Consider the following 12,458-nt stretch of genomic DNA (forward strand, 5'->3'; position numbering starts at 1 on the left):
AGGTGAGGAGGTGACGCGATATGGCCCAACGCGAGTGGGTTGAGAAGGACTTCTACAAAGTGCTCGGCGTCGCCTCCGATGCCGACGAGAAGGAGATCAAGCGGGCTGCCCGCAAGATCCTCGCGGACAACCACCCTGACCGGAATCCGGGCAACACCGAGGCCGAGGAGCGGTACAAGGCCGCCTCCGAAGCCAAAGAGGTGCTCACCGATTCCGCGAAGCGCAAGGAGTACGACGAGACCCGCCGTCTGTTCGCAGGCGGCGGTTTCGGACGCGGCCGCTACAGCGGCGGTGGAGGATTCCCCGGCGGCTTCGGCGGCGGCGACGGTCAGGAGTTCAATCTCAACGACCTGTTCGACGCCGCCGGACAATCCGGCGGAGCCAACATCGGCGACCTTTTCGGCGGGCTGTTCGGACGCGGCGCACAACAGCCGCGTCCGACCCGCCCCCGCAGGGGTAACGACCTGGAGACCGAAACCGAGCTGAGCTTCCTGGAAGCGACCAAGGGTGTGGCGATGCCGTTGCGGCTCACCAGCCCGGCGCCGTGCACGAACTGCCACGGCAGCGGTGCACGCCCGGGAACCAGCCCGAAGGTGTGTCCGAACTGCAACGGCGCGGGCGTGGTCAGCCGCAACCAGGGTGCGTTCGGATTCTCCGAGCCGTGCACGGAATGCCGTGGCAGTGGGTCGATCATCGAGAACCCGTGTGACGAGTGCAAGGGCACCGGTGTGACGACGCGGACCCGCACGATCAACGTCCGGATCCCACCCGGTGTGGAAGACGGACAGCGGATCCGGTTGGCAGGGCAGGGCGAGGCCGGGTTGCGCGGGGCGCCTTCGGGTGACCTCTACGTGACCGTTCACGTCAAGCCGGACAAGGTCTTCGGTCGCAACGGCGACGACCTGACGGTCGCGGTCCCGGTAAGCTTCCACGAATTGGCTTTGGGGACAACGCTTTCCGTGCCGACGCTGGAAGGAAAGGTCGGGGTTCGCGTACCCAAGGGCACCTCAGACGGCCGTATCCTGCGCGTCCGGGGCCGCGGCGTCCCGAAACGTGCGGGCGGGCATGGTGATCTGCTGGTCACCGTCAAGGTGGCGGTGCCGCCGGACCTCGAGGGCGAGGCAGCTGAGGCGCTGGAGGCCTATGCCAAGGCCGAGCGTGCCAGTGGCTTCGACCCGAGAGCAGGTTGGGCAGGTTCGCTGTGACCGCCGGTCGGAGAGACCCCAGGGAAGAAGCCAGGACCTTCCTGATCTCGGTGGCCGCCGAGCTGGCCGGTATGCATGCGCAGACCCTGCGCACCTACGACCGGCTCGGCCTGGTCAGCCCGGAGCGCAGTTCCGGTGGGGGACGGCGCTATTCACAACGGGACGTCGATCTGCTCCGCGAGGTGCAGCGGCTGTCTCAGGATGAAGGCGTCAACCTCGCCGGGATCAAGCGCATCATCGAGCTGACCAACCAGGTCGAGGCGTTGCAGGCGCGGGTGCACGAACTCAGCAACGAGGTCGAGCATCTGCGTGCTCAGCCCCGTCCCAAGAGCACCGCGCTGGTGGTCTGGCAGCCCCGCAACAAGCGCTGACGCGCCGAAACTGAAACCTCGCAGGCCTCTTCTCGAAGTTTGGCCGCGAGGTTTCCGTTTCGGCAAAAGGCCGGGGGTTAACCCCACCCCCGCGACGGGGGCACGCCCGATTGCTCGACGTGGCGGCGACGGTGACCATGGTCGCTGTGACAACGCCGTGGCACCCATTGACCCGGATCGCCTTCCGCTTCTGCTTCCTCTACTTCGGCCTGTTCTGCCTGACTTTCGCGCAGATCCTCTTCGTCTACGCAGGCATCCTGGGTCGGTGGTTGCCGGAAGACGCGATCATCTGGCAGATGACGGTGTCGGAACCACTGTTCACCTGGGTGGGCCACCACGTCTTCGGAGTCGACGCAGTCCTGCATCTGGATTCGGGCAGCGGCGACCAGACCGTCATCTGGGTGATGGTGTTCGTACTGGTCGTCGCGGCGACCGTGGGGACGCTGGTGTGGACGGTGCTGGACCGTCGTCGGGCCGAATACCGCAGGCTCTACGCCTGGTTCGCGATGTTCCTCCGCCTGAGCCTCGCCGGCCAGATGCTGTTCTACGGTGTCGCGAAAGTCATCCCGTCGCAGATGCCGTCACCGCCGCTGGCCGCACTGCTGACACCGTTCGGCGACCTCACCCCGATGTCCGTTCTGTGGCTGCAGGTCGGCAGCTCGCATCCGTACGAGATGGCCCTGGGCGCGGTCGAGGTGATCGCCGGCCTGCTTCTCTTCTGGAATCGCACCGCGACGCTGGGCGCGCTGGTCTCCGCGATGGCGATGGCGCAGGTGTTCCTGCTGAACATGACCTACGACGTTCCGGTCAAGGTCCTGTCGTCTCATCTTCTTCTGATCAGCCTCATCCTGGTGGCGCCCCATGTCGGTCGACTTTCCAATATTCTTGTGCTGCAGCGTCCTTCGGAGCCGGCAACGCAGCCGGATCTGTTCCAGAGCCTGCGTGCCAACCGGGCCGCCACCGCGGTTGTGGCGCTGCTATGTGCGTGGGTGTCGATCGGAATCGCCATCGAAGGCTGGAGTGCGTGGCGTGAATACGGGGATGGCCGCCCGAAGCCGGAACTCTACGGGATCTGGGAGGTCACCGAATTCACCGCCGACGGTGTCGCTGTCGCGCCGCTGGTGACTGACGAGACCCGCTGGCAGCGGGTCGTTTTCGACGAGCCCGGGCTCATCACCTACCAGCTGATGGACGGAGAACTGGTTCAGGCGCCCACCGAAGAGATCACCGTGCACTTCGATCGGGTGTCACCCGCGCGGCTGCGCGCCGACGGTGAACTCGGCGGCAAGCACGTCACGATGTCACTGCAGCAGGTGGACCTCGACACCCTCCCGCTGCGCAACCGGGGCTTCAACTGGGTGCAGGACTACCCGCACTTCGCCTGACCCTAAGACACCTTGATGCGGTACTGCAGCACCGCGGTTTCGCCTGGCTGCACCTCGCGGTAGCCGCCCCGACGCAATGCATCGGTGGGCGCGGCCATCGGCTCGAAGCAGACGACGTCGTCATCGCCGGGCGCGAAAACCTGTGCCGCGGTGTAGCCCTCGTCGAAATGCACCTCGATGCGGCGGTCACCCCCGGACAGCGCGAACACCGAACCTTCCTCGACTTCGTCGAAACCATCGTCGATGAACTTGTCGCCCAACACTTCTGACGAAGCAGGGCGCGGCTCCACCCGGCCCGTCGGGATTCCCCACGCGTTCACCGGCTGATACCGCATGGCCGGCGTCTCGATCTGCCACTGCGCGCGGGGCACCCCCGGCAGCTGCAGGTAGGGGTGGAACCCGAAGCACAGCGGCACCCGCGAACCCGTCGTCGCCGTCACCGTCGTCTTCACCGTCAGCGTCCGGTCCGCCAGCGTGATGTCCAACGTCAGCAGATGCGGAAACGGGAACGTCGCAAGCAGCGCCGGTCGTGCCGCGAAGTCCAGCTCGGACGTCAGCTGCGACTCCAGCAGCGTCGTCACCGTCCAGTCCTTGTACGCGGCCAACGTGCCGTGGATCGGGACACCGTGCTGGTCCGTGCGCACCCCGCCGGTGCCGGGCGTCAACGTCACCACCGCGCCGTCCACGCCGTAGCCCATGCTGGAGAGCCGGTTGGCCCACGGGTAGAGGATCGGGATCCCCATCGTCTTGTGGTTGGACACGTACGCCTGCAGCCCGCGGCGCTGGCCGAGCAGTTCGACGCCGTCGTCGGACAGCGAGGTGCCGACCATGCCGGCGATCGGGACGTAGGTCGCGGTCAGCGGGGACGAGGGATCGCGCAGCGTGACGGTTTCGAACTCCTCCATGCCAGCGATCCTGCCATGCGGCCCTCAGTCGGCCAGAGGATCGTGCTGAATCCTTTCGGCAGGCGCGCCTTTGGCGATCAGCGCGGCCCTGGTCGCCGCGACCATCTCGTGCCGACCGCACAGCAGGATCTGGCGGTCTCCCCAGTTGCCGTACCCCGTGACCACCTCGGGCAGTCGGCCGAGCTGGCGTACGTGAAGTCCGCGCGGAGGCCTGTTGTCGGGGAAGTCGGCCGACCACGGCGGGTCGAAATCCAGCTCCGACACCGGCGTCACCGACAGCCATGAGTTCATCGACGCGATCTCCCACAGCGTGGGCAGGTCGTAGAGCTCGGACGGGTACTTCGCGCCGAAGAACAGGTGAACCCTCGGGTTCTGGCCGAACCTGCACAGGTCCATGATCAGCGCCCGCAGTGGCGCGAGCCCCGTGCTGCCCGCGACCATCAGCACGTCGCCGCCGTCGCGGTCGACCTGCATCGCGCCGTGCGGGTTCGACACCCGCCAGCGATCCCCGGGCCGGGCCTCGCCGACGATCGCCGTGCTGACCATCCCGCCAGGCACGGAACGGACGTGGAACTCGACGTAGCCGTGCGGGTCGGCGGGAATCGCTGGGCTCAGGTAGCGCCACCGTCGCGGCCACTGCGGCACCTGGACGGGCACGTACTGGCCGGGGTGGTAGTTGAGCGCATGGTCCATCTTCAGCCGGATCACCGAGACGTCGCGGGTGGGGCGCAGATGTTCGATCACCGCCCCGTCGCAGAACGGCGGGCTCTTCTCGGCGTCGGCCGCACCGCTCATAACGCCGATGACCAACCCGATGACGTCGTTGACGGCCTCGGCCAGCCTGCGGTCCCACCGATCGGCCAGGGCCCGGCTCAGCGTCGTCTGCATGGCCTGCTGCAGCGTGATGTAGTGCGCGTTGGTGACGCCGTACTTGCGGTGGTCGCGACCGAGTTGGGCCAGGAAGGCGACGGGTTCCTCGGCGCGCTGGGCGATCAGTTCCTCGCACAGCCAGTACATCGCCTGCGCGAAGACCTGGCGCTGCTTCTCCATGTCGGGCGGAAACAGGTCGCGCGCCGACAGGTCGGAGGCAAACCACCGCCCATAGATGTCCCCGATCAGCGCTTCGGCACCCAGACCGAGATCGAACGCGTCCTTGAGGATGCGCATCGATCCACGGTCTTCGAGTCCCACGCCGCACGATCTTAAGTCACTTCGGCGAGGGACTTCGGCTGGCGAACAATCGCGACGACGATCAGCGCCACGCCGGCCAGCGCCCAGCACGTCAACACGACCACCGGGGTCGAACCTCCTGGGCCGCCGAACGCGGCTACCGGCGAGGGCAGGGTGGTCCGATGGGTGGCGCCGAGGAACTACCCGACTAATGCGTGAATGCCCTTGTACAACACCAGAAGGCCGATGACGACCAGGATCACCGCGACCAGGACCGCGTGCTGACGCTCCATCCACGCCTTCACCCGACTCAGCATCGGCTCCAGCTGCCGGCCCGCGACGACGTAGGCGAGGATGGGCAGCGCCACGGTAGACGCGGCGAAGGCCACGAACCAGATCTCGGCGCCCCACACCGCAGGCGTGTCGAGACCTGACGAGCCGATCGCCAAACCCGCTGCGGCACAAATGAAGAGAACCTTCGGATTGACCACGGTCAACGCCGCGCCGGTGACGGCAGCCTTTGCGGGCGTCAGCGACGTCATCCGTGTCATCCACCCTGGCATGTGCTCGGACGACTTGCGCTTGGCGAAGCGGTACGCCCCGAACACGATCAGCGCCGAACCGACGGCGATGCGCAGCCAGGACGCCCAACTGGGTGGCTTCGTACCGATGCCACCCACCAGATTGGACAGCTCCAGGAAGATCGCGGTCAGTGCGGCCAGCCCGATCAGCCAGCCTGCCAGGAACGCCAGCCCCGTCGGCTTGGGGCGGGGGGTGCTCAGCGCCAACACCGCCGGAATGATCGAGAACGGGGACAGCGCGATCACGAGGGCAAGTGGAATGAGCTCCGTCAGAACCGATCCCCACGTATGCGGCACCGGGCAAACCTAACAAGCGCCGCTGCCCGATGCCCGGCAAATCACGCGCGCGCCGGTATCGTCACCGCATGACTCGGGTGACCGCTGTCGCTGTCTTCCACCGTCCGCCGGATGGCACGCAGTTCGACGCGTGGGCAGACGAACTGCTGGCGTCGGCGCGAGCCGCGCCGGGCCACGTGTCCGGCCGAGTCGCGATTCATGACGATCTGCGCCTCGATTGGGCTGTCGCTGTGACGTTTTCCGACGAGGACACCCTGCACGCCTGGCTCGACAGTGCAGAGCGGGCGCAGATCCTGGCGGGCGGTGAGGGCCGCGGCATCTGGCGCAGCTCCGGAGACCTCATCCTCGGTGATCAGGGCCCCGCATCCCCGGGCGTCGGCGTGTTCCGCCACACCGTCACCGCGGGCAAGGAACACGAATTCCGGGACATGCAGACACGGCTGGCTGCCGCCGCCGTCGCTCTGCCCGGCCACGAAGGGACGACGCTGCTGCCCGCCGACGAGCGTGGCCAGTGGACCTCGATGGTGCGTTATCGGACCGGGCACCAACTCGCGGCGTGGATGGACTCGGATGCGCGGGCGCAAGCGCTGCGTGGCCTGCGGTCGACGTTGACCGCAGACTTCACGACGGTGTCGAACACGACCCCGTTTGCCACCACCGTTCGAATCGAGCACGGGCGGACGCTGATGACGCCGAATTGGAAGTCGGCGATGTTGGTGCTGGCCGTCCTCTACCCGACGGTGATGCTGCTGTCGCGTTTTCTCGGCCCCATCGTCAACAGCGCAGGCGCGCAGCCGTGGCTGGCGCTGTGGATCAGCCAGATCGTCAGCGTCGTCGCGATGCAGTGGTGGCTGATGCCCGCGGTGTCCCGGCCGTTCGCGGGCTGGCTCGATCCCGTCGACGGGGCCGGCGCGCGGGTCTCGGCGAAAGGAGCGCTCGCGATCGTCGTCGTCTACGCGGTGACGCTGACGCTGTTCGCCACGGTGCGGGAGCTTCAGTTCTGGGACTACATGGACTGACCGGTGGGTATGCCGATCGCATGGCCATTGCGCATGTGCTCGCCGTCGTCCACGTGTCCGACATCGAGGCGGCCAGCACGTGGTACGCCGCGCTGTTCGGCAGGCCTGAGGACAACAACCCGATGCCGTCCCTGGTCGAGTGGCAGGTGCTGCCCGGGGCCTGGGTGCAGGTCTTCCACGACGCGGACAAAGCCGGGACCGATGAGCTCAACGTCGCGGTCGACGATCTCGAAGCCCACATCGCCGAACTGAAAGGCCGGGGTCTGGAACCCGGCGACATCGTCGATGCCAGCAAAGGTGTGCGTCTGTCGCGGTTCGACGATCCCGATGGCAACACCATCGGATTGATCGGCGGATTTCGCGTCGACTACTGATCTGTGTCCTGGCGTTGGCCAGTCGCTCACGATCAGGACACCTGCCGACGTCACAGTGGACACGTGCTCGTCCTGGCGCCCGAACGATTTCACCGTTGGTGCACCGGAATCGTCAGCCGCCTGCCGTTCGGCCTTGCCGACGTCGTCCCGCCGATGTTTCTCGGCTTCTGTCTGATCAACAGCTTCACCTTCGCCGTCGACCTGGTTCTTCTGGTGACACTGCGCGGCGGCCTCGGAGTGCCCTACCCGATCGCCGTGACGGTCGCCTACGCATGCGCCTTCGGTCTCAGCTATGCGCTGAACCGTTACTTCAACTTCCGCTCCCATGCCCCCGTCGGTCCGCAACTCGCGATCTACATCGTCGTCGTGGTCGTCAACTACCTGGCATTCATCCTGGCGCTGTCGACACTGCTGACGAATCTCGGTATCGACTACCGGATCTCACGGTTGATGGCCGGGGGCTGTGAGGCGGCGTACATGTACTGCGCGCTGCGCTGGGTGGTGTTCCGGAAGGGCTGACGGCCTCCACGAGTTCTGCGTGATGGTTGTCGAGTGGCGACGACGACGACCGCGATGCAGAAGTCGTAGGCCGTCAATCGCCTCGGATGTTCTCCCGCAGCGTGCGGCCCGGATAGGCGGTCCGGTATCGACCGCGACGCTGCAGTTCCGGCACCACCAGGTCGACGAACTCCTCGAAACATCCTGGCGTATAGGTGGCCAACAACATGAAGCCGTCGGCGCCGCCGTCGTCGAGGAACACCTCGAGCTGGTCGGCGACGGACTCCGGCGTGCCGATCACCTGGGGCATCGAGAAGCGGAACGCGTAGACGTCGGCGGCCTCGGCGACGGTCACCTGCTCACCGGCGCCGGTGGCCACCAACGCGTCCTTGACGCCCTGGATTCCAGGGACGGGGATCTCGTCGAGCGGACTGGCCGGATCGAACGTCGAGAAGTCCACGCCCAGTTGGCCCGACAGCATCGCGAGCGACGCCTCTGGGCGCAGCAGCGAGCGCAGGTACGCGGCTTTCTCGTGTGCGTCGGCCTCCGTGGTCCCGACGATCACCTGGGCGCCGTAGTACAGCTTCACCGACTCGGGGTCGCGTCCGGCCGCCGCGACCCGCGCTCGGATGTCGTCGGAGTAGGCGCGCATCGAGGTGACAGTCGGCTGGATCGCAAAGATCGCCTCCGCGGTCGATGCCGCGAACTGCCTGCCCTGCTCGCTGGCGCCCGCCTGCCACAGCACCGGGCGCCCCTGCGGTGACGGTGCCACGAAATGTCGTGCCCTGCTGCGGAAGTGCTTGCCCTCGAACACCACTTCCCGAATCTTCTCCGGGTGGGCGTAGATGCCTGTTTCGCGATCGGCTACGACGGCGTCGGGCTGCCACGAGTCCCACAGTTGGCAGCACAGGTCGACGTACTCGGCGATGCGCTCGTAGCGGACCGACCGGTCCGGCATCTCCTTTCCGTATGCCGCGAACTCGGACGGCGAGTACGACCCGACGATGTTCCACGCGATTCGCCCGCCCGAGAGATGGTCGAACGTCGAGAGCCTGCGCGCCATCGAATACGGATGCTCGAACGCCGTCGACAGCGTGATCCCGACCCCGAGATGTGTTGTGGCCCCGGTGATGATCGGGGTCAGCGCAGCCGGTTCGTGCGTCGGCGCCTGCACGGCGTACCGCACGGTGGCGTCGGAGCTGTCCTCGAACGAGTTGTACGGGGCCAACTCATCGGCGAGGAATACGGCGTCGAACAGCCCACGCTCCAGCGTGCGGGCCAAGTGCTCCCAGTACGGCGGGGACGCGTAGTCCCAGCCGATCTTGTCCTGCGGATGGCGCCACATACCGACGGAGTGACTGCTGACCCCGTGCTGCATGAACGCCAGAAAGTGAGCTTTTCGAGCTTTGATCAGTACTCCTGCAGGCTCTCGCGTAGCGTCGTTCCGGGGTAGCGTGTACGAAAACGGCCGCGGCGCTGCAACTCCGGGACGAGCAGCTCGGTCATGTCGTTGAAGCAGCCCGGCACGTCGGTGGCCAGCATCATGAAGCCGTTGCAGCCGCCCTCGTCGATGTACTGCTCCATCTGGTCGGCGACATCCGCCGGCGTACCGACCGCGACGGGTGCGCCCATCGAGACGCCGTAGATCTGGGCGGCCTCGCGCACGGTGACCGGCGCGCCATCCTTGGCTTCCAGGATCGCGTCGAACAGGCCACGAATGCCCTGGACATCGGCGTCGACGACGTTGTCGTCCAGCCCGAGCGTCGAGAAGTCGAAACCGGTGTGGCCGGACAGGATTCCGAGCGCACTCTCGATCTGAACCTTCTCGACGAACTCGGCGTACCGGTCGTTGGCGCGGCCCTTGTCTCGATCGATGATCGTCTGCAGGCCGTAGATCAGCTTCACCGACTCCGGGTCACGGCCAGCGTTGTCGGCACGGGTGCGGATGTCGTCGGCGTAGGCGCGCATGCTCTTGGGCGTCGGGAAGATGCCGAACACGGATTCGGCGTGCTTGGCGGCGAATTCGCGGCCCTGCTCCGATGATCCGGCCTGCCACAGCACCGGACGCTTCTGCGGTGACGGGGCGACGAAGTGGCGGCCCTTGGACTGGAAGAACTCGCCCTGGAAGTCGACCTCGCGCACCTTGGTGGGGTCGGCGAAGACGCCGTTCTCCCGGTCGTAGACGATCGCGTCGTCGTCCCACGAATCCCACAGCTGATACAGCAGCTGCATGTACTCCTCGACGACCTCGTACCGCTTGTCGCGCGGCGTCAGATTCTCCTTGCCCATCGCCTGGAACTCGCTCTTGGAGTACGAGGTGACGATGTTCCAGCCAACGCGGCCGCCGGTGAGATGATCCAGAGTCGAGAGCTGGCGGGCCATCATGTACGGCGGCACAAAGGACGTCGACAACGTGATGCCGATGCCGAGATTCTTGGTGAAGGCACCGACGATCGGCACGACACTGGCGGGCTCGTGCACCGGACACTGGCCGGCGTACTTCACCACCGGATCCGAGTTGCCCTTGTAGGTGGTGTAGGGAGCGAGCTCGTCGGCGATGAACATCGCATCGAAAAGCCCACGCTCCATGGTTCTTCCGAGGTCGCGCCAGTATTCCGGCCGCGACCAGTGGTAACCGACCTTGTCGCGCGGATGCGCCCACATCGTCGAAGCGTGGTTCATCACGCCGTGCTGGACGAAGCCCAGCAGGTGCATCTTCTTCTTGTCGGTCACGAAGTACTCCTGGCGTCGATGAGGAAGGCGGCGATCACGGCGACAGCCGTCCCGATGGCGAGGATCGCCGGGATGTACCAGAACACGGGGCTCACTCCGAGCAGCGCGATGACTGACGTTGAAATGACCACGGCACCAGCAGCTTTCCAACTGAACGAAGCGGCGTTGGTGGCTTCGAGAGTGTCGACCTCGAGGTCGGCGGTCTCACCACTGGCGGCCAGCGCCAGCACGTCCTTGCGGACCCGCAGGAACGACTGGACGCCCAGCGTGATGTACACGACACCCACCACGGATCCGACGACTACGGCAATCCAGAACGCGATCATCCGACCGGGTCCAGATCCTGTGCGGCCCGCTTCTTGTCCTCCGACAGCGCACCACCGCGCGTCTTCAGTGAGTCGAAGTCGAACGATTGCTTGGACAACAGGCTGATACCAACGGCAGCCACGAGTGAAATCGCCTCCAGGGTGATGATTCCGTACAGTTCTCCGACGTACTCGCGGACGGGGAATCCGATCGCGATGGCCAGCAGCAGGCTGGTCACGAATGCCGTCGATGTCATGCGCTTCCAGAAGATCGCCAGCCCCAGCGGAACGATCAGGGCGGCCTTGATGAAGTACACGGTGTTGACGAGTTCGACATAGTCGATGCCGGAGCTGACCACGATGCCGCCCAGGACGCCGGCGATGATGATCGAGGCTTTTGTCCAGCGGAACAACGACTTCGGCGCGATGTCGGGCTTGAGGGGTTTGAGAATGTCGACGGCCACCACCGAGGACAGTGCCGAGAACGCACCGTCGATCGTCGAGTAGCAGGCGTTGAGAATGATCAGCACGTAGAGCGCGATCAGGATCAGCGGCAGGCCGAGATTGCTGACCACGTAGGGTCCGACGCCTCCCGGTCCCGCGGCGCCGAGGTCTTCGACGTTGAGGTTGAACGCCAGTGCCACCAGCCCGAGCAGCCCCATCGCGATCGGGATGGGATAGAACCACAGGCCCGCCCACAGGAATGTGCGCCCAGCCGTGGCGGGCTTGAGTGCCCACGCCTTCTGCCAGAAGGTCTGGTCGGCCATCGTCGAGGCGAGCAACCCGAGCGCCAACGAGATGCCGAACGCGGCAGCGGCCTGTGTGTCAAAAGCGTTGAGCAGGTTGGGGCCTGCCTCGTCCACACGCCGGAAGACCACGTCGGGTCCGCCGACCTTCGCGAGCACGTAGAGCACGACGACGGCGGCGGGGACGGTGATCAACAGCGTGTTGAACGTCGCGGTGATCGCCGACGTCCACAACCCGCCGAAGTAGGAGTACACGGTGACGGTGGCCAGCGTGACGATCAGCACGACGGTCGGATTCAGTCCGAACACCACGCCCGTCACCAGCACGACGCCGAACAGGTTGATGAAGATCTCGGCGAGCAGGCCGAGCAACATCGCGACGAGCATCACCGTGGTGGCCGGCTTGTTCTGGAAGCGCTCGCGGATGAACTCGACGATCGTGTAGCCGGCCGGCATCTGGCGACGGAGTTTCAGCGCGAACGGCACCATCGCCATCACCGCGAGGCCGTTCGGGACGACGAACCAGATCAGTCCTGAGACGCCGAAGGTGTAGGCCTGCGCCGACGACATCATGACGGCCATCGACCAGGTCCAGACCGCGATGACCGATCCGACGCCGAAGCCGAAGCCGATTCGACGGTCGGCGATGACGAAGTCGTGGGTGTTTTTCACCATGGAGCGAACGGTGAACGCGACGACGAACATGAACGCGCCCAGGCCGAGCATCAGGGCGATGCCGATGCCTGGCGACAGGTTGGACGGGTGGAACACGAAGGACTCCTCGGCAAGTGAGGGCACCACGACGAGACAGGTTGCGGCACAAGAAAATAGGCCGTTCCCGTCAGGTGGGGTTGGTGGGGAGCGCGCGA

At 65.9% G+C, this 12,458-nt stretch carries 13 protein-coding genes; 6 read left to right on the plus strand and 7 right to left on the minus strand.

The annotated features are described in order from the left end of the window. The first annotated feature begins 20 nt into the window (after positions 1-20). From dnaJ to P9A17_RS01600, 3 genes are all read left to right on the plus strand, one after another. Positions 21-1,205, plus strand: coding sequence for a molecular chaperone DnaJ (gene dnaJ / locus P9A17_RS01590; protein ID WP_278036840.1), 1,185 nt, complete (start codon positions 21-23; stop codon positions 1,203-1,205). Then, positions 1,202-1,576, plus strand: coding sequence for a helix-turn-helix domain-containing protein (locus P9A17_RS01595; protein WP_278036841.1), 375 nt, complete (start codon positions 1,202-1,204; stop codon positions 1,574-1,576). The genes dnaJ and P9A17_RS01595 overlap by 4 nt, the downstream gene beginning before the upstream one ends. A 146-nt stretch (positions 1,577-1,722) precedes the next feature. After that, the gene (locus P9A17_RS01600) at positions 1,723-2,961 is read left to right on the plus strand and encodes a DoxX family protein (protein WP_278036842.1); all 1,239 of its coding nucleotides are present in this window, start codon (positions 1,723-1,725) and stop codon (positions 2,959-2,961) included. A 2-nt stretch (positions 2,962-2,963) separates the two neighbouring features. Here P9A17_RS01600 and P9A17_RS01605 read toward each other — a convergent pair whose 3' ends face one another. From P9A17_RS01605 to P9A17_RS01615, 3 genes are all read right to left on the minus strand, one after another. Continuing rightward, positions 2,964-3,866: an aldose 1-epimerase gene (locus tag P9A17_RS01605; RefSeq protein WP_278036843.1), complete on the minus strand. Its 903-nt coding sequence runs from the start codon at positions 3,864-3,866 to the stop codon at positions 2,964-2,966. A gap of 24 nt (positions 3,867-3,890) precedes the next feature. Continuing rightward, a complete protein-coding gene (locus P9A17_RS01610) occupies positions 3,891-5,057 on the minus strand; it encodes an FAD-binding oxidoreductase (protein ID WP_278036844.1) in 1,167 nt (388 codons plus the stop codon). A gap of 179 nt (positions 5,058-5,236) precedes the next feature. Beyond that, positions 5,237-5,914 carry a GAP family protein gene (locus P9A17_RS01615; RefSeq protein WP_278036845.1) on the minus strand — a complete coding sequence of 226 codons (678 nt, stop codon included), beginning with the start codon at positions 5,912-5,914 and terminating at the stop codon, positions 5,237-5,239. Positions 5,915-5,982: 68 nt separating this feature from the next. On the opposite strand from P9A17_RS01615, the gene P9A17_RS01620 reads away from it, so the two are divergent. The 3 genes from P9A17_RS01620 to P9A17_RS01630 all read left to right on the plus strand — a co-directional run bounded on the left by P9A17_RS01620 (position 5,983) and on the right by P9A17_RS01630 (position 7,826). Beyond that, the gene (locus tag P9A17_RS01620) at positions 5,983-6,933 is read left to right on the plus strand and encodes an antibiotic biosynthesis monooxygenase (RefSeq protein WP_278036846.1); all 951 of its coding nucleotides are present in this window, start codon (positions 5,983-5,985) and stop codon (positions 6,931-6,933) included. Between the two features lie 20 nt (positions 6,934-6,953). Next, entirely contained in the window at positions 6,954-7,307 is a 354-nt protein-coding gene (locus P9A17_RS01625) for a VOC family protein (protein ID WP_278036847.1), read from the plus strand. 63 nt (positions 7,308-7,370) lie between these two features. After that, entirely contained in the window at positions 7,371-7,826 is a 456-nt protein-coding gene (locus P9A17_RS01630) for a GtrA family protein (RefSeq protein WP_278036848.1), read from the plus strand. Positions 7,827-7,899: 73 nt separating this feature from the next. Here the strand turns inward: P9A17_RS01630 and P9A17_RS01635 are convergent, their stop codons facing one another. From P9A17_RS01635 to P9A17_RS01650, 4 genes are read right to left on the minus strand one after another with little or no spacing between them, the layout of a single operon-like run. Then, positions 7,900-9,183: an LLM class flavin-dependent oxidoreductase gene (locus P9A17_RS01635; RefSeq protein WP_278036849.1), complete on the minus strand. Its 1,284-nt coding sequence runs from the start codon at positions 9,181-9,183 to the stop codon at positions 7,900-7,902. A 32-nt stretch (positions 9,184-9,215) separates the two neighbouring features. Next, a complete protein-coding gene (locus P9A17_RS01640; protein WP_278036850.1) occupies positions 9,216-10,538 on the minus strand; it encodes an LLM class flavin-dependent oxidoreductase in 1,323 nt (440 codons plus the stop codon). Beyond that, positions 10,535-10,864, minus strand: coding sequence for a hypothetical protein (locus P9A17_RS01645; protein WP_278036851.1), 330 nt, complete (start codon positions 10,862-10,864; stop codon positions 10,535-10,537). Before P9A17_RS01645 ends, P9A17_RS01640 begins: the two co-directional genes overlap by 4 nt. Next, the gene (locus P9A17_RS01650) at positions 10,861-12,390 is read right to left on the minus strand and encodes a sodium:solute symporter (protein WP_278036852.1); all 1,530 of its coding nucleotides are present in this window, start codon (positions 12,388-12,390) and stop codon (positions 10,861-10,863) included. The genes P9A17_RS01645 and P9A17_RS01650 overlap by 4 nt, the downstream gene beginning before the upstream one ends. Between the last annotated feature and the right edge of the window lie 68 nt (positions 12,391-12,458).

Origin of the sequence: Mycobacterium sp. 236(2023) (assembly GCF_029623955.1) — a bacterium.
Taxonomy (GTDB): Bacteria; Actinomycetota; Actinomycetes; order Mycobacteriales; family Mycobacteriaceae; genus Mycobacterium.

What these genes read in the sequence shown, in the direction of transcription:
- dnaJ (WP_278036840.1), top strand. Translation starts at nt 21, where the DNA reads ATGGCCCAACGCGAGTGGGTTGAGAAGGACTTCTACAAAGTGCTCGGC.
- P9A17_RS01605 (WP_278036843.1), bottom strand. Translation starts at nt 3,866, where the DNA reads ATGGAGGAGTTCGAAACCGTCACGCTGCGCGATCCCTCGTCCCCGCTG.
- P9A17_RS01620 (WP_278036846.1), top strand. Translation starts at nt 5,983, where the DNA reads ATGACTCGGGTGACCGCTGTCGCTGTCTTCCACCGTCCGCCGGATGGC.
- P9A17_RS01625 (WP_278036847.1), top strand. Translation starts at nt 6,954, where the DNA reads ATGGCCATTGCGCATGTGCTCGCCGTCGTCCACGTGTCCGACATCGAG.
- P9A17_RS01635 (WP_278036849.1), bottom strand. Translation starts at nt 9,183, where the DNA reads ATGCAGCACGGGGTCAGCAGTCACTCCGTCGGTATGTGGCGCCATCCG.
- P9A17_RS01645 (WP_278036851.1), bottom strand. Translation starts at nt 10,864, where the DNA reads ATGATCGCGTTCTGGATTGCCGTAGTCGTCGGATCCGTGGTGGGTGTC.